The sequence below is a fragment of the Mesorhizobium sangaii genome (assembly GCF_014207355.1).
GTDB lineage: Bacteria > Pseudomonadota > Alphaproteobacteria > Rhizobiales > Rhizobiaceae > Mesorhizobium > Mesorhizobium sangaii.
The window spans coordinates 779387-794866 of record NZ_JACHEF010000002.1 but is presented as its reverse complement, the minus strand read 5'-3'; the positions used below and the strand labels follow the sequence as shown (position 1 = coordinate 794866).

The window sequence follows — 15480 nt, the reverse complement described above, 5'->3', positions numbered from 1 at the left end:
CGACGCATCGGTCCTCGCGTGATTGGGCCACCACGATTTGATGGAGGATCACATGTCCAAAGGGACGGTTCTGGTAGTCGGATCAAACGCAAAACGCATCGAGATCCAAGGCGGCGGCACTGGTCCCACTGGCCAGTATCTGAATGAGCTTGTCGTCCCAGTCATGGCGCTGCTCGACGCGGGCTATGGGATCGCGTTCGCCACACCAACCGGAAGCAAGCCATTCATTGATCCGGTATCTGATCATGCCGTTCATTTCGATGATGACGAAAGCGCCCATCGCAAGGCGCAACAGTTCTTTGCTACTCATCCGTCGATGAACAACGTCGCTACGCTGCGGAGCATTCTCGACGGTGGGCTGGATGAATATCTTGGATTCTTTACACCAGGAGGACAGGCACCCGTTGTGGATCTGATGCAAGATGCCGATCTGGGCAAAACCCTGCGTCACTTCCACCAGAGCAAAAAGCCGACCGCATTACTTTGCCACGGCCCAATCGCCACTGCTTCGGCGATGTCTAAAGCTAAGGAGTTTCGCGCGGCCCTGATCGCAGGCGACGAGCCGCGCGCCGCGGATGCCGCGAAGGGGTGGCAATACGCAGGCTACCGAATGACGGTTTATTCGGCGAGCGAAGAAAAGCCCATCGAAGACAATGTCCTGCACGGGAAGATGTATTTTCACATGCCTGAGGCTCTTACCATCGCCGGCGCGACCGTCGAGACGGGGCCGGACTTCGCGCCACATGTGGTTGAAGATCGAGAGCTGATCACTGGCCAGAATCCCAAATCCGATCACCCCATCGCCGCAAAGCTCATCAGTGCAATCGAACGCGTGGCGGCTGACAATGCCAAGCAAGAGTTGGCAAGCGCAACGAAATAACGGGCGGACAAACACGTCGGGAGACGATCCATGAGCCATTGGACATCTTTGCTGCTGGCAATTGCTCTATTCGCCGGCGCTTCTTCAGCTCAAGCCGCATCGAACAAGAACGTCTCGATTGTGCTGGTTCACGGCGCGTTTGTGGACGCGTCCGGTTGGAAGTCGGTCTACGACATCCTCACGAAGGAAGGCTTCGAAGTTCTAATGGTCCAAAATTCGACAGCCACGCTGGACGGCGACGTCGATGCTACAGACCGTGTGATCGCGGCGGCGAAGAATCCTGTGATCCTCGTCGGCCACTCTTATGGTGGTGGGGTTATTACGCAGGCTGGCGACAATCCGAAGGTCGCAGCGCTGGTTTACTTGGCCGCGTTTGCGCCGGACGTAGGAGAGACGATCCTTGGGATCGCCGAACAGCCCGCGCCGGGGGAAGAAAAGGCCCCGTTAGTCGGACCTAAGGACGGCTGGCTCCTAGTCGATCAGGAGAAATTTCCCTCGCACTTTGCAGTGGGAGCCGATTCTTCTCTGACCAAATTCATGGCGGCATCCCAAGTGCCTTGGGGCGTCCCAGCCGTGCAATTCAAGCTCACGAACGCGGCTTGGAAACTGAAACCAACATCCTTCCTCGTCACGACCCAAGACCTGATGATACCCCCAAGCCAGCAGCGCGCCATGGCAAAGCGGACCGGTGGTCGAGTGCAGGAGATCGCGAGCAGCCACGCTGTAATGCTCGTTCACCCAAATGAGGTGGCCAAATTCATCGAAAGCGCTGCCACAGCGCCACAATAAAGAGCGACAGAAACTGCCGCAACGCCCGATCGCGTGTTCGGACCGATGGAGTAGCTCTATGACCAGTCACGTGAAAGTCGTCGGGATTATCACAGCAAGGCCTGGGAAGGCCGCCGAGTTGGCGCACCTTCTTGAAGGTATGGTCAATCCGAGCAGGTCCGAGGAAGGGAACCTCCAGTACGACGTCTGGAGAGACCAAACTGACAGCGATCGGTTCGTGATAGATGAATTGTATCGCGATTCAGCGGCAAATTCGGACCATCGCGCGTCGCCGCATTATCACGACTATCTTTCTAAAATTGGTGAGTTCGCGGAGCGCACAGCAATCGTCCTTAGCGCAATGAACGTCACGGGCCGTCGGTAACGGCAGGAGGTCTTCGACCTAAAAGTCGGCGGCTTGAGGCCTTCTCGAATCGCATGTCTGTCTGCTTACGACCATTCGAGCAGCGCGCGACTGACGTCTGCCGGGCGAAAAATGGTTGGTGCTATGGCTGCAAGATTTGGGCGTAGAATGACCCGATGCTGGCATGACGCGATGGCGGCGACTTGAAATTTATATTGCACAAACAATGACATAAGAGTGCCCAGTTTTATCCTCACCGGCGCGCCATTTTGTCACCACTCCAGAACAAAACTGGGAACTTGCTGCACGCTGGTAAACTGTTCAGTCGCGGTAGCGCAGAGCATCAACCAGCAGCGTGAATGCCGGGGTCGGCTGGCGTCGGCTCGGATAGTACAAATGGTAGCCCGACATCGGCGTTGACCAGTCAGCAAGAACCGGTACCAGCCGGCCTTTAGTTAAATGCTCTCGCACGACGTCCTCAGGCAGATAGGCGAGGCCCAGACCGGCCAGCGCTGTATCAAGCGCGAGGGTGATGGTGTTGAAAGCCAGTTGCCCTTCGGGCCTCACTTTCAATTCCCGTCCGTCTTTCGTGAACGGCCAGGACCAAAACCCGCCAGATGTCGGCAGGCGAAGAGCGATGCATTTGTGCTCGGTGAGGTCGTATGGCGTTACTGGTTTGCCGCGCTTTTTGAAGTAGGCCGGCGCTCCCACGACGCGCTGTTTGAAGTCCGCTCCGATGCGGACAGCGATCATGTCCTGTGCCACCTGCTCGCCGAGGCGGATGCCAGCGTCGAACCGATCTGCCACTATGTCAGCCAGACCATAGTCGTTGATGATCTCGACCGAGATATCCGGATAGCGAGGCAGAAGCTTCGCCAAGGCGGGAGCGAGAATGCTTTTCGATGCATGCTCCACCGACGTGATGCGGAGGTTGCCAGCAGGTTTGTCTCTCAGCTCGCTGAGGGCCGCCAGGCCCGCTTCGATTCCATCGAAGTGGGGGCCGATCGACTGAAACAACCTCTGGCCGGCTTCGGTCGTCGAAACGCTGCGTGTCGTCCGGGTCAGCAGCCGCACGCCAAGTCGGTGCTCAAGTGTGCTGACGGTCTGACTCAGCGCAGGTTGCGATACGCCCAGCTGCGCAGCCGCACGCGTGAAGCTTCCCGCCCGGGCGACAGCCAAAAAAGCCCCTAGATCATCCACGCTGTTCCGAGCCATTCATAAGCTTCGCCTATAAGCTTAAGACGATTATAGCATCTAATTGTATGGATTGGCGAGTGTTAGTTTGGTGAAGTAGCCGGCATGCGCGGGTGAAAAGCACAGCTAACAAAGGGATGAGGCCAAGGTCATGACAGAAGAGCGCAAGGAAATCGACGCATTCGGGCGTCGCCAGTTTCTCAAGCATTCTGCCTTGCTGAGTGCAGCGCTGGCGGTCGGACCCCTTTTGGGAGTCGGTGCTGAAGCGCAGGAGGCCAACCCTATCCAAAACAAAGGTATTAAGGCAATGAAACAGCGAAAACTTGGCTCAATGAACGTTTCCGAGTTGGGCGCCGGATGCATGAGCATCAGCGCCAACTACGGTCCGGCGGCCCCCAAAGAGCAGGGCATCAAGACAATCCGCAAGGCTTTTGAAAGTGGCGTGACCTTCTTCGACACGGCTGAGGTCTATGGGCCTTACACGAATGAAGAGCTTGTCGGCGAAGCCTTGCAGGGCATTCGTGACAAGGTTTCGATTGCGTCGAAGTTCGGCTTTGCCATTGACGGTACGGTCGCGCTCGATAGTCGACCCGAGCGCATCAAGCGCGTAGTCGAGGAATCCCTCAAGCGCCTGCGGACCGATCGCATCGATCTGTACTATCAGCATCGCGTCGATCCTGCGGTGCCGATCGAGGATGTTGCCGGAACGATCAAGGACCTCATAGCGCAGGGCAAGGTTCTGCACTTCGGCCTTTCAGAGCCGAGCGCAAAAACGATCCGCCGCGCCTACGCTGTCCAGCCCGTCAGTGCTGTTCAGACGGAATATTCAATGCTGACGCGCGATGTTGAAACCAATGGCGTCCTCGACACCTGCGAAGAACTGGGCATTGGCTTCGTGCCGTGGTCGCCGATCGCCCAAGGCTTCCTGACCGGCAAGATCGATATCAACACCAAGTTCGATCCGAAGACCGACTTCCGGTCTGGTTTCCCGCGCTTCTCCGCCGAGAACCGGGCTAAGAATCTCCAGCTTGTCGAATGGCTGAAAGAGTACGCCGAGAAGAAGGGGGCAACGCCATCGCAGGTCGCACTCGCCTGGCTGCTGGCGAAGGGGCCGAACATCGTTCCGATCCCCGGCACCCGCAACGAAGCGCATCTGCTCGAAAACCTCGGTGCGCTGAAGGTACAGCTCAGCAAGGACGACATGCAGGAGATCGCAACGTCGCTCTCCAGGTTCACCGTGCAGGGCGAGCGCATGGGCAAGGATCACATGGCGTCGATCGACTATTCGGTGTGATGCATACAAGGCGAAGGCACCCGTAGCCGGGCCGGGCGCCTTCGCTAACAACCAAAAGCTAGAAATCTGAAGGAGGAACTGATGGCCAAAGTTTGGTTTGTCACCGGCGCGGGCCGTGGCCTGGGTGTCGACATCGTGCGCAAGGCCCTTGAGGCAGGACACTCGGTCGTCGCCACTGGGCGCGATACCGACAAGGTGCTCAGAGCCATCGGCGCACATGACAATCTGCTAGCGGTCGCGCTCGACATCACCGATCCCAAGGCCGCAACCGCTGCAGCAACAGCCGCCGTAGACCGCTTCGGCCGCATCGACGTGCTGATCAACAATGCGGGCAATTTCTACGCGGGATATTTTGAGAACATCACGCCCGAGCATTTCCGCGCCCAGATGGAGACCAACTTCTTCGGCCCCCTGAATGTCACGCGCGCCATTCTTCCGATTATGAGAGCGCAGCGCGGCGGTCAGGTCATCACCGTCACCTCGCTCGCGGGTTTGATCGGTCAGGAATTCGTCGCGGCCTACGCCGCCTCGAAGTTCGCACTTGAAGGGTGGATGGAGTGCCTGCGCTTCGATGTCGCTCCGTTCGGGATCAAAACGATGTCAGTCGAGCCCGGCTTTTTCCGTACTGAGCTTTTGGTCGAAGGGGCCTCGACAATCTGGCCTGAGCTGCCGATCGAAGACTATGCCGAGCGCACCGCGCAAACGGTCCGTGCCTGGTCAAGCATGAACGGCTTGCAAAGCGGCGATCCCGCCAAACTCGCTGCCGCAATAGTGCGCCTGTCGGATTCCAAAGAATTGCCACTACGCTTCATTGGAGGGGCAGATGCGATGGCCGCTGTAGAGGCGAACCTCAAGAAACTCCAAGGCGAAATTGATGCACAGCGTGCTTTGTCGTCGTCACTCGCGATTGAAAGCGGCAGGGCGTAATCGGCCGCGAGCAAGAAAATTAAATAGCGCAAACAATGACATAGGAGTTCTCAGTTTCATCCTGCCGGGCGCGCCATTTCGCCACCACTCCAGAACAACACTGGGCACTCGGGTCGGCTATCGACCCTCAGCAGACTCTCACGGGTGAAGGCGCTCATGACCGCTTTGCGCCTATATCCGACATTAGGCCTCCCTGGTCGTTTCCCGAAAGCAGACGGTCGGCTCATGCCGTGATGAATTCCGTCTTGACCCAATTACAGTGGGGTTTCGCGACGGGCAGTTCTCGGGGGGAAAGTTGCCGAAATGCGAGAAGCCGAAGCGCGAGGCCACGGCCGTAACCGTTTGCTCGCCGGGGTGGCACGGCGCACGGTGCGGCGCTATGCAATTGGTGCGTATAGTTGCTGACCCAGCGAGAGAACGAGGGGACGGTGTCCGTGAATGCGCCGTGCGGTCGCACGGGCAAATCGACAACGCATTCCCGCACACGTCTCGCAGTAAATTTGGTATGCATATGCGAGGGGGAGGGCAACAGATGAAACACAATCTTGGCTTGGCGTCCGACGCGACGCCGCCACTCCTGTTTCCGAAGACATGGGTGCAAAAGCAAAGTCATATCTCATGTCTTCTCCAGATGTGATCGGCTCATCCCGCCCCGCGAGGTGGGGCTTGGCCGCAAAGCTGTTTACCACCCTCGTCCTTCTTGGCGCGATCGCGGTCCTGGTGACCGGGGCGCTCGGTTATTTCCGCGCCCGCGACGCTCTCGAAAAAGCAGTCTTCGACCAACTCACGGCCGCCCGTCAGGCCAAGGCGCGCCAGGTTGAAACCTACTTCCGCACGATCCAGGCTGAGCTGCGCCTGCTTGCCACTTCCAAGATGGTGGTCGATGCGACACGCGAGTTCCGGATCGCGGTCGACCAACTCGATCGGGCAGGCACGCCGCCTGACCTGCGGCAGAAGGTCGGCGATTGGTACGCTGAGAACATCATCCCCGGAATGACACGCACCCTGGGCAGGGAACCAGCCCTGTCGGACTACCTGCCGGTCGGGGGTGCCCCCTACTATCTGCAGTATCACTACATTGTAGAAAATCCCAACCCGGCGGAGCGGCGCAAGCTTCTCGACGACGCCGGCGACGGAAGCGAATACTCCAGGCTGCATGCCATATATCATCCATTGATGCGCGCTGCGGCTGCCACGGTCGGCTTTTTCGATTTCATGATTGCCGATCCCAAATCGGGGCGCCTGATCTATACGGTCGATAAGGAGGTGGATTTCACCACGTCCCTTCAGTTGGGTCCGTACCGCCGCACCAACGTCGCGGCCGCCGTCGCCCGCTGCTCGCAGGTCGCAGACCCGTCAGCCATCTGCCTCGAAGATTTCGTCTCTTATGCGCCATCAGGCGGCGCACCGATCGCCTTTATGGCGGCACCGGTGATTGCCCAGGGCGTCGTCATCGGCGTGCTGGTCGCGCAATTATCGAATGATGAGATCGACAACGTTGTCACTGGCGATCGCCGCTGGCGGCAGGACGGGTTCGGCGACACGGGTGAGGCCTATCTCGTCGGACCCGATTATCTGGCGCGCTCAGGCTCGCGGGCGTTCTACGAGAACCGGGAAAACTACTTCGCCGACCTCAAATCCGCCGGCGCTTCGGACGAGGAGATCGCCGCCATTCAGCGTTACGGGACACCGGTTCTTCATCAGCGCATCGACACCCGGGCCACCCGGGCTGCGCTGTCAGGTGTCGAGGGCACAGGCGAGGTCATCGGATACCGTGGCGTCCCGACGCTCGCTTCGTGGGGCCCGCTCGCGATTCCCGGCGTCAACTGGGCACTCGTCGCCAAGGTCGACAGCGCCGAGGCCTTCGCGCCGATCGCCCGGCTCCGCCGGGACCTGCTCGTCGTCGGCGGACTGGCGCTGCTGGTGGTGGCCGCCACCGCCGCCTGGCTTTCGCGCGCGCTGCTCGGACCGCTCCGCGATCTCACTGCCGGGGTGAAACGCTTCTCTGCTGGCGACTATGCGACCAGCGTGCCGGTCCGCACGCGCGACGAGATTGGCGAGCTCTGCTCAGCCTTCAATGGCATGGTTGCGGATCTTCACCAAAAGAATGTCGTGATCGAGAACAAGAACCGCGAGAACGAGCAGCTGCTGCTCAACGTCCTGCCGGCACCGATCGCCAACCGGTTGCGCGGTGGCGAGGAGGGGATCGCCGACGGCTTCGCCGAGGTCACGGTCGCCTTCGCGGACCTGGTCGGGTTCACGGCACTGACATCGGAGATGCCGCCGCACGATGTCGTGATGTTTCTCAACGGACTCTTCACGCGCTTCGACCTTGCCGCCAATGATCTCGGTATCGAGAAGATCAAGACGGTGGGCGACGCCTATATGGCGGTGTGCGGCCTACCCGTGCCGGTGGCCAACCACGCCGAGCGCATGGTCCGCATGGCCATCCGCATGGTCCACATTACCCGCGAGCACGCGATGGAACACAGCGTCTCGATGAAGCTCAGGGTTGGCGTCAACAGCGGGCCAGTGGTCGCCGGCGTCATTGGGAAGAGTAAGTACATCTATGATTTGTGGGGTGACACAGTGAACCTTGCGAGCCGCATGGAGTCTGGCGGAATTCCCGACTCTGTTCAGGTGACGCGCCCCGTCTACGAACAGCTCAAGGACCAATTCGTATTCGAGCCGCGCGGCGCTATCGAAGTCAAAGGCAAGGGAAAAGTGGAAGCCTGGGTATTGAGATTTTAGTCGCGGGGGGAGCTCCGATGCCGGCTTGCCCTCCGGGATGAGGTCGGAAGTGGAATGGCAGCTTGTGGCGCTTCACCCCCAAAAGCTTGCCAGTCCGCTTGCGGCTAACTGACGCATTTTCCACTTTGAGGCGAAATAATTCTCAATTATGGTCCGCCAGGCTTAAGGCATGGGGGATTGCCGATGGTTTTATCACGCAGGGGTGTCGTGCTCGGCGGCCTGGCGCTGGTCGCGGTCGGTGCAACCGGCAATAGTGTTCAAGCCGCGACGGCAAAATCCTTTTTCGCCGGTACCGCCAGCGACAACAATTTTGTCTATCGCAAGACCAACTTCGCCAAGATCGACAAGAAATGGCATCGCCAGATCGTCAAGTATTTCAGCAGCGAGCCGGTCGGCACCGTCGTGGTCGATACCCGCCACCACTTCCTCTACCTCATCATGGAAAACAAGACCGCCATCCGCTACGGCGTCGGCGTCGGCAAGGACGGCTTCAAATGGTACGGCCGCGCGACGATCGACCGCCGCGCGCTGTGGCCGCAATGGGTCCCGCCCCCCGAAATGCGTAAGCGCAGGCCGGACCTACCGCCCATGATCGCAGGCGGCGCGTCCAACAATCCGCTCGGGCCGCGCGCGCTCTATCTGTACCGCGACGGCGCCGACATCGGCTACCGCCTGCATGGCACGCTGGAGCCATGGAGCATCGGCACCGACGCTTCCAGCGGCTGCATCCGCATGTTCCCGGAAGACATCATCGACCTCTACCAGCGGTGCCCGATCGGCACCGCGGTGGAGGTCCTACCGCACATCGCCGACCAGGCGCCCGCTTCCACCACTGTCGAATGATTGGCGCCTCATGAACCGCATGATTGAAAACACGCGCCGGCTGCTCGCCGCCAGCCTGCTGGTGCTGGCCGCATCCTGCTCGACCAGCAACACGCTGGCCCCTCCCACGCCCGACGTCACCAACGCCGAGGTTGCCGGCTTCCAGAACGTGCAGCCGGGCAGCGAGGAGGATTTTATCCTCAATGTCGGCCGCCGCACCTATTTCACGCAAGGTTCGGCCGCGCTCGATTCTGTCGCCAAGGCCACCCTCGACACCCAGATCGCCTGGTTAGCAAAGTATCCGCGCTGGCTGCTCAAACTGCAGGGTTTCGCCGACGATCCCAGCGCAAGTGAAACGGCGCTGTCGCAGAAGCGCGCCGATGCGGTGATGGACTACCTCGCCGCCGGCGGCATAGACCGCAACCGCATGTGGGCCAAGGGCTACGGCAAGGACAGGCTCGTCCGCGACTGCCCCAACGCCGCCTGCAGGTCGCAGAACCGCCGCGTTGTGTCTAATTTGCGCGATGAGAGGGACGAGTCGTAGGGGCCGCTGTTTTGCTTGTCACCAAATCAGAGTCTCACAACGCGACGACGGCATGGCTGCTTTGCGCCTCATGTTGGCCGAAGAGATTGGCTTAACCGCTGCCTGAAAGCAGACGTGGCCAGCGACAGGGCCGGACGTCTTGATTGCACCAATTGCTGACATTGGCTTCAGCTTCCTCAGTGCCGCGAGGCGATCCTGTCGCTGACTGTCAGAATGATCCCGAAGACAGTCATTGTCACCGGCGCCACGCCGGAGTGGCAATTTACCCGTCTCTGCACTCCTACCTGTATCATCCGCCGCCCGCTTTGGCTTCCGGCATAACTTGCAGCAACGGCTGCGGCGATACTGCGATCTCTCCCGTGAAGGGCCGATCGTGGGCGAGAATCAAGAGAACGGATGCCGCTACGCCGGTCGCAAAACTTCCAAGAGCGATCGCCGACGCCATTCGGTTATCACTGTGAACGACCGCGATCGCGAGAAGAGCACAGAAGGCTTGCAGGATCAGGCAGGCCCACTTCGTGGGGTTGACTTGTGCGGCGCTGACGAGAATCCGTTGGCGACGCGCCTCGAAGGCGTCTTCAAGCCACCTCGTCATCTCGCGCTGCGCGATCTCCTGGCCGGGATTGCTTGGCGTCAAAGCCAGCGTCGTCCGCAGCGCCTCGTTAAGCGCTGGCGGGATTATGGTGAGGGTCGCCGCGCTCTCGGCCATCAGCGGCCACTCCTGGCTCGTCGTTTCCTCGATATAGCTGCGCACCAGCGTCCGTAAGCGCGCCTCGGGCTCCCCGGGAAAGCTGCTCGCCAGAACCACGACCGACCGCAATGCACTGGCCTCGCGATCGACTGCCGCATTGGCGTGATCGTTGTCGCTCCAGACCTGAGCCGCGGTGAACGCCACAAATAAGCCAAAGATGATACCGAGCGGCGGCAACATGCCAGGCGAAAGCGCCTTGAATGACCGCGCCGTGGAGCCCGCAGACAGAGCGGCGATGACTTGGTGCAAGATGAACGCGACGATATAGGTGGCCCCGAACACGACGAGAGCCATCCAAGCGAGTGGAAGAGTGTGCAACCAGCCACTCATAGCGCCTGCCCTATCCTGAGAATTCGTCGGCAGGCGTTTGTAGGGCCGTCGTTCCACTCGTGGCAATGCCACTGTGTTCCATCGTGTCAACAATCTCTACGCACGGCTGCCAGCGCCGGTCGAAAGACATGATTTATTAATCGCATCGCAGTGGGTGCTTGCGACAGGAGGAATCCCGATTGCCCGCCGATCGATCCCGCCTGGGCTTCGCAATGATGACATTTCTCCTCGGCTCAGTCATCTACACGTACACTCCGGAGCCTTATCCAGCGAGATGCCGCGCGACAGGTGGCGGTTTCGCATCTTCCATTGGCCGCCTCGGATCGCTGATCGGCCCTTACGCGGTGAGCCTCGCGAGAGGTCATGCGTTTTCGGGACGGACTCTCACTTCCATCAGTCTGAACGTCATCAGGAAAGTTTAGCTTGCGCATTCGCGTAACAAGGTTGTGATTTTCGCATCAAGATCGCGGGCGACAGCAAGAGCCTCCAAACTACCATAAGAGAGCAGATAACTCTCCATTTTGTCATAGGACAAATGCACGCCATCGGCACGTTGATCAAGAAGGACTGTGACTGGAGCGTAAGATCCAGCATCCGGAACGTGCTTGACCATTTCTTTCATGATGAGTGGATTGCCCACCAAAAACCGCATGCTCTTAGGAGTGTCGCCTCCAGTTTCGCGGCGCAGAATGGCGCCCAGGTCGAATTCCGCGAAGAGCATGAGACCTGTGCGGCCTTGGCCGTTTTGCACAACGCGCTCCAAATCCGAGAAGGAATTTGCAGCCCTCGTCGCCTTGAAAAATTCGACCATGTCAGGTTGCCCGACCGCTGACTTGAGCGCGGCCACAACGGCGTCGAATGGTTTGGAACACGTCAGGCTGAAACGCTCAACCTCGATCTTTGCGATTGTCATTTCTTTCTCCGCAAGAGCTCTCAAGAACAAAGGTGCGACCGATCGCGCCGGGATTATGCAACCGCCGATTACGCTTCCAGGAAGGTCCGGACGTGGCTGACGAACAATTCGTGGTACTGAAACAGCGCGCCGTGGCCGGAATCGGGATAGAGGACCAGCTGGGCGTTGCTTAGAGCCTTGAACATTGCGTAGGCGTTGTCCGCCGGCAGCATGGTGTCGTGGCTGCCGCTGACCACAAGGACGGGCTGGCGGATGGCGCGCAGAATGGCGTGCTCGGGATCAGGTGTGGCGCACCAAGTAATAAGCGCCTTGGCCTGCCGATCCGTCACCGCGCCGCCGTTATCGGTGTCCCGATCTTCCCTACGCACCTTCGCCCGTTTCAGGAATGCCAGGCCGGCCGATTGGCTGGCGGACGACTTCGTGAAGAATAGCGGCAGGCGGACGTCCGGCGCCTCGGTTTGGGAAAACGCGTCCTGGAGAACCGTCAACAGGTGTTCCTCTCCGCCTTTCGGAGCGGTGCCGACGAGGATTAGCTTGCGGACCAGCCGTCCGTGCTCGGCAGCGATCTGCTGGGCGACGCAGCCGCCGAGGGAAAAGCCCAGAAGATCGACTTCGGGGAGGCCGAGCAGTTTGATAAAAGCGACCGCGTCTCGGGCCATCGCCCCGATGTTGTCGGGCGTTTGGCCTGTCGAGCGGCCAACCCCGGTGTTATCGAAAGCGATCACCGGTCGATCGGCGGCCAGGCCATTCACGACGGCGGGGTCCCACGCGTCGATGTTGCCCGAGAAATGCTGCAGGAGAACCAGCGCCGTTCCGGTCGATGGGCCGAGGCGGCGATAGGCGAAGCGAATACCGCTGCCTTCGATGTAACGGGTGGGTGCCGTTTCTAGCGTGGCGGCGTCCTGGCTCGCGGTGTCGAACTCAGTCATGTCATCCTCCGGATACTTGTCATGAAATAATCGAGTGGGGGTAGCTGGTGCGGTTTTGGCTAGGTCTGAGCCGCTCGCGGTCCAAGGCATTCCATAGTCCGCCGAGCACGCGTGCTCCCGGCACGAAAGTGCCGGGAGCGGTATCGTCACTTCACGAGTGCGGCCTTTTCAATCACCGCGGCGACTTCCTTCGCGTGGACGACGAGGGAGGCATGGCTGCCGGCGACCTCCTTCGTCTGGGCCTTCATCCTGTTGGCGAATATCTTCTGGACCTCGGGTGCGATGACCTTGTCCTTCGTGCTGATCACATAGAACGTCGGCTTGTCGCGCCAAGCTGCCTTACCGACGGGAGCCTCGAACGCCGTGTGGTTCAACGGGAGCTGATGGTTTGCCAAGGATTCGGCGATCTCCGGAGGAAGGTCAGCCGCGACTGCCGAAGGAAACACTTTGGGATCGATGTAGAGGTTGCCCTTTTCGTCGGGATGGATCGCCGCGGCGCCTTCGGTTGCCGGACCGCTCTTGGATAAGCTCGCCAGAGATTCTCCCACGTCGGGCGCGAATGCGGAGACGTAGACGAGCGCCGAGACTTTTGGATCGTCACCTGCTTGCGTGATGACCACACCGCCCCAAGAGTGGCCAACGAGAACGGTCTTCCCGTTCTGTTTCGCGAGCGCCTGTTTGGTGGCATCGACGTCCGCTGCGAGGGAAGTGAGCGGGTTTTCGACAAGCGTTACGTTGTAGCCCTTCTTCGTGAGGATATCGGCAACCGGCTTCCAGCTCGTCTCGTCGACGAAAGCGCCATGGACGAGCACGATATTGTGAGCCGCGCCCTTGGGCAGTTGAGCTGATTGGACAGGGGCGGCAAGTGTTACTCCGGCCATGAGGACGGTGGCGACTGAGAGTAGAAGATTTCGCATTGATTGCTCCTGTTGAGATGACGGACGACGCGGGTCCGGGGCAGGCGTGTCGGCACAAGTCGCGGTTCTCCCATCTGCCGTTTGCGCAATGGTTGCCCGCGACCTGTTGGCTCGACTTGAGATCAGGTACTACGTGGAGCATTCGGACGTTAGGCATCAATCGTCCGAATATTGTGTCTGACCGTCCGTCGTATTAACATCGGGAGGATGGACATCCTCGCCCAAGTGCTCGATCGCATTCGCCTCGGTGGGACTCTGCTCTTCCACTTCGAGCTGGGCCATCCATGGAATCTGGCTTTGCCAGCGCGCCCCTACGCCCTGTTCCATTATCTCAATCGTGGCTCAGCTACCCTCGAGCTTGATCAGGGACGAGAACTCCACATGACCGCGGGCGACTTTGTCGTCGTCACACGCGGCGAGCCTCACGTGATTTATTCGGACCGCCGGACGAAGCCGTTACCGATTCCGGACCTCGATCGACTGCCCGGACGTCTTGGCGTCGTTCGTCATGGAGGCAACGCGCAGCCGCTCTCGACGATGATCTGTGGCAATTTCACTGTGGAGCGGCCCTCGCGCGGCAGCGTGTTGGAATTACTTCCGCCCCTGCTTCTCCTGAAGCCGACGGAAGACGGCGGATGGCTCGAGGCAATTCTGCAACGCATGGTGAGCGAGTCGGCGCTCGCGCGTCCCGGGCAAGGCGTCGCACTCTCACGACTGACAGAAGTGCTCTTCGTTGAGGTGTTGCGAAGCTGGATCAAGTCTCTCGATTCCGGAGAAGGCGGGTGGCTGGGGGCGATGGCGGACCCGCACATAGGACCGGCGCTTCAGTTGATTCACGAACGGCCGGATCAACCCTGGACCCTAGGCGACCTAGGGCAGCGGGTGGGGCTCGGTCGCTCGGCGTTTTCAGCTCGCTTCACCAACCTCGTCGGCCAGTCCATGTACCGTTATCTGATCGCACGCCGGATGTCGGAGGCTGCGTTTCTGCTCGAAACAAGCGACGAGGGGATTGCAAGGATTGCGACCCGTGTCGGCTACGAGACCCCGGCCGCGTTTTCGAAGCTGTTCCATCGACATCATGGCCTATCGCCTGGCCGTTATCGAGCAGCTCGCCGGTCTGACGGTGGCCGAAGGCAAGGGGACGTCCTGGAAGCAGAAGTCGCCGATTGACCTCGACCAAGCTGGCTTCTGGAAGGTCTGGCGATGGGCGGCTCCGGCAGGAGTGTCCAGTTTTGTTCACAAATGGCGCGCCGGACAGGATGAAACTGGGCACCGCTATCTTATTGTTTGCGCTATAGCTTTTGAGGCAAGCCCATATGACCCATTCGTCCTGGGCGGGTTGAACAAGGCTGCAACCCCAATATGGCTTTCAAGAAAGCTGGACAATTCCATGGAGCGCTGCATAGACCGAGGTTCGTAGCCAGCGGTCCATGCTGCGGGCGAGGGCGGGGTCGCCGCTCAGAAAAAGGCGGCCCGTTTCTTTCTCGCGCTCGATGCTGGAATGGCCCTCGATGATGGCCCCTAGTGAAACAACGCCGGTCTCGACGTAAAGGTCGACATCCCGGCCGGGGTCGAGCCAGCATAGCTCGGGGAAGTCCGCGCCTGGCTCGACCACAAACCAGCAGTTGGGACACTTCAGTGGGGGATCGTCGCGGAAATGGAAGCGGATGACGGCGCGCCGCCGCGGCAGTTCAGCGAGGTCGATCATTCGCCGAACGACCCACATGATGGTTGAAGCATCCGCACCGCTGAGCGCGATCTCCGCCTCGATGTTGCATAGCGCCCATTCCGCCAGCGCGTTCATCGCCGGTTCGAGCTTGATTGCCTTCTCGGTGCGGAAATAATTGACGGTGCCCGCCGCCTTGTCCTCGACGCGCTCGACCAGGCCCGACGACTCCATCTCCTTGAGCCGCCTCGACAGGATGGCGGACGAGATGTTGCCCAGCCCTTTGCGAATGTCGTTGAAGCGGGTCGAGCCGTTCCAGAGTTCGGTCAGGATTTGGATCGTCCAGCGCGGTTCAAGGATCTCGCAGGCAAGCGAGATCGGACAGATCAGTCCGTAAGGCCGACGCGTCATGGCCGGGCGCTCCTTTGCC

The 15480-nt window shown here is 60.0% G+C and carries 15 protein-coding genes; 9 read left to right on the top strand and 6 right to left on the bottom strand.

Going from position 1 to position 15480, the window contains the following annotated elements; translation table 11 throughout:
• Window positions 1-52 precede the first annotated feature (52 nt).
• The 3 genes from HNQ71_RS12925 to HNQ71_RS12915 are packed head-to-tail and all read left to right on the top strand — an operon-like array spanning window position 53 to window position 2033.
• The gene (locus HNQ71_RS12925) at window positions 53-880 is read left to right on the top strand and encodes a type 1 glutamine amidotransferase family protein (RefSeq protein ID WP_184872934.1); all 828 of its coding nucleotides are present in this window, start codon (window positions 53-55) and stop codon (window positions 878-880) included.
• A gap of 30 nt (window positions 881-910) precedes the next feature.
• The gene (locus HNQ71_RS12920) at window positions 911-1669 is read left to right on the top strand and encodes an alpha/beta fold hydrolase (RefSeq protein ID WP_184872933.1); all 759 of its coding nucleotides are present in this window, start codon (window positions 911-913) and stop codon (window positions 1667-1669) included.
• A gap of 58 nt (window positions 1670-1727) precedes the next feature.
• The gene (locus HNQ71_RS12915; RefSeq protein ID WP_184872932.1) at window positions 1728-2033 is read left to right on the top strand and encodes a putative quinol monooxygenase; all 306 of its coding nucleotides are present in this window, start codon (window positions 1728-1730) and stop codon (window positions 2031-2033) included.
• A 300-nt stretch (window positions 2034-2333) separates the two neighbouring features.
• On the opposite strand, the gene HNQ71_RS12910 is transcribed toward HNQ71_RS12915, so the two are convergent.
• On the bottom strand, window positions 2334-3227 hold the full coding sequence (locus tag HNQ71_RS12910) for a LysR family transcriptional regulator (RefSeq protein ID WP_184872931.1): 894 nt from the start codon (window positions 3225-3227) through the stop codon (window positions 2334-2336).
• Window positions 3228-3357: 130 nt separating this feature from the next.
• On the opposite strand from HNQ71_RS12910, the gene HNQ71_RS12905 reads away from it, so the two are divergent.
• The 5 genes from HNQ71_RS12905 to HNQ71_RS12885 all read left to right on the top strand — a co-directional run bounded on the left by HNQ71_RS12905 (window position 3358) and on the right by HNQ71_RS12885 (window position 9544).
• Entirely contained in the window at window positions 3358-4500 is a 1143-nt protein-coding gene (locus HNQ71_RS12905; RefSeq protein ID WP_184872930.1) for an aldo/keto reductase, read from the top strand.
• 81 nt (window positions 4501-4581) lie between these two features.
• Window positions 4582-5427, top strand: coding sequence for an SDR family oxidoreductase (locus HNQ71_RS12900; RefSeq protein WP_184872929.1), 846 nt, complete (start codon window positions 4582-4584; stop codon window positions 5425-5427).
• Window positions 5428-6093: 666 nt separating this feature from the next.
• Window positions 6094-8178 (top strand): adenylate/guanylate cyclase domain-containing protein, encoded by a 2085-nt coding sequence (locus HNQ71_RS12895; protein ID WP_184872928.1) that lies wholly within the window; start codon window positions 6094-6096, stop codon window positions 8176-8178.
• 183 nt (window positions 8179-8361) lie between these two features.
• Window positions 8362-9021, top strand: coding sequence for a L,D-transpeptidase (locus tag HNQ71_RS12890; RefSeq protein WP_184872927.1), 660 nt, complete (start codon window positions 8362-8364; stop codon window positions 9019-9021).
• 10 nt (window positions 9022-9031) lie between these two features.
• Window positions 9032-9544: an OmpA family protein gene (locus HNQ71_RS12885; RefSeq protein ID WP_184872926.1), complete on the top strand. Its 513-nt coding sequence runs from the start codon at window positions 9032-9034 to the stop codon at window positions 9542-9544.
• A 289-nt stretch (window positions 9545-9833) separates the two neighbouring features.
• Here the strand turns inward: HNQ71_RS12885 and HNQ71_RS12880 are convergent, their stop codons facing one another.
• The 4 genes from HNQ71_RS12880 to HNQ71_RS12865 form a co-directional block, all read right to left on the bottom strand.
• The gene (locus tag HNQ71_RS12880) at window positions 9834-10625 is read right to left on the bottom strand and encodes a bestrophin-like domain (RefSeq protein WP_184872925.1); all 792 of its coding nucleotides are present in this window, start codon (window positions 10623-10625) and stop codon (window positions 9834-9836) included.
• A gap of 418 nt (window positions 10626-11043) precedes the next feature.
• Window positions 11044-11538, bottom strand: coding sequence for a DUF302 domain-containing protein (locus HNQ71_RS12875; RefSeq protein ID WP_184872924.1), 495 nt, complete (start codon window positions 11536-11538; stop codon window positions 11044-11046).
• Between the two features lie 68 nt (window positions 11539-11606).
• The gene (locus HNQ71_RS12870) at window positions 11607-12467 is read right to left on the bottom strand and encodes an alpha/beta fold hydrolase (RefSeq protein ID WP_184872923.1); all 861 of its coding nucleotides are present in this window, start codon (window positions 12465-12467) and stop codon (window positions 11607-11609) included.
• Window positions 12468-12613: 146 nt separating this feature from the next.
• Window positions 12614-13384: an alpha/beta hydrolase gene (locus HNQ71_RS12865; protein WP_184872922.1), complete on the bottom strand. Its 771-nt coding sequence runs from the start codon at window positions 13382-13384 to the stop codon at window positions 12614-12616.
• 207 nt (window positions 13385-13591) lie between these two features.
• Here HNQ71_RS12865 and HNQ71_RS12860 point away from each other — a divergent pair, with 207 nt between their 5' ends.
• The gene (locus HNQ71_RS12860; protein WP_184872921.1) at window positions 13592-14554 is read left to right on the top strand and encodes an AraC family transcriptional regulator; all 963 of its coding nucleotides are present in this window, start codon (window positions 13592-13594) and stop codon (window positions 14552-14554) included.
• A gap of 199 nt (window positions 14555-14753) precedes the next feature.
• Here the strand turns inward: HNQ71_RS12860 and HNQ71_RS12855 are convergent, their stop codons facing one another.
• Complete coding sequence (locus tag HNQ71_RS12855) at window positions 14754-15461, bottom strand: winged helix-turn-helix transcriptional regulator (RefSeq protein WP_184872920.1); 708 nt, start codon at window positions 15459-15461, stop codon at window positions 14754-14756.
• Between the last annotated feature and the right edge of the window lie 19 nt (window positions 15462-15480).

Excerpts from the sequence above, each read along its gene's own strand:
- HNQ71_RS12925 (WP_184872934.1), top strand. The coding sequence starts at position 53 with ATGTCCAAAGGGACGGTTCTGGTAGTCGGATCAAACGCAAAACGCATC.
- HNQ71_RS12920 (WP_184872933.1), top strand. The coding sequence starts at position 911 with ATGAGCCATTGGACATCTTTGCTGCTGGCAATTGCTCTATTCGCCGGC.
- HNQ71_RS12915 (WP_184872932.1), top strand. The coding sequence starts at position 1,728 with ATGACCAGTCACGTGAAAGTCGTCGGGATTATCACAGCAAGGCCTGGG.
- HNQ71_RS12910 (WP_184872931.1), bottom strand. The coding sequence starts at position 3,227 with ATGGCTCGGAACAGCGTGGATGATCTAGGGGCTTTTTTGGCTGTCGCC.
- HNQ71_RS12905 (WP_184872930.1), top strand. The coding sequence starts at position 3,358 with ATGACAGAAGAGCGCAAGGAAATCGACGCATTCGGGCGTCGCCAGTTT.
- HNQ71_RS12900 (WP_184872929.1), top strand. The coding sequence starts at position 4,582 with ATGGCCAAAGTTTGGTTTGTCACCGGCGCGGGCCGTGGCCTGGGTGTC.
- HNQ71_RS12890 (WP_184872927.1), top strand. The coding sequence starts at position 8,362 with ATGGTTTTATCACGCAGGGGTGTCGTGCTCGGCGGCCTGGCGCTGGTC.
- HNQ71_RS12885 (WP_184872926.1), top strand. The coding sequence starts at position 9,032 with ATGAACCGCATGATTGAAAACACGCGCCGGCTGCTCGCCGCCAGCCTG.
- HNQ71_RS12880 (WP_184872925.1), bottom strand. The coding sequence starts at position 10,625 with ATGAGTGGCTGGTTGCACACTCTTCCACTCGCTTGGATGGCTCTCGTC.
- HNQ71_RS12875 (WP_184872924.1), bottom strand. The coding sequence starts at position 11,538 with ATGACAATCGCAAAGATCGAGGTTGAGCGTTTCAGCCTGACGTGTTCC.
- HNQ71_RS12870 (WP_184872923.1), bottom strand. The coding sequence starts at position 12,467 with ATGACTGAGTTCGACACCGCGAGCCAGGACGCCGCCACGCTAGAAACG.
- HNQ71_RS12865 (WP_184872922.1), bottom strand. The coding sequence starts at position 13,384 with ATGCGAAATCTTCTACTCTCAGTCGCCACCGTCCTCATGGCCGGAGTA.
- HNQ71_RS12860 (WP_184872921.1), top strand. The coding sequence starts at position 13,592 with ATGGACATCCTCGCCCAAGTGCTCGATCGCATTCGCCTCGGTGGGACT.
- HNQ71_RS12855 (WP_184872920.1), bottom strand. The coding sequence starts at position 15,461 with ATGACGCGTCGGCCTTACGGACTGATCTGTCCGATCTCGCTTGCCTGC.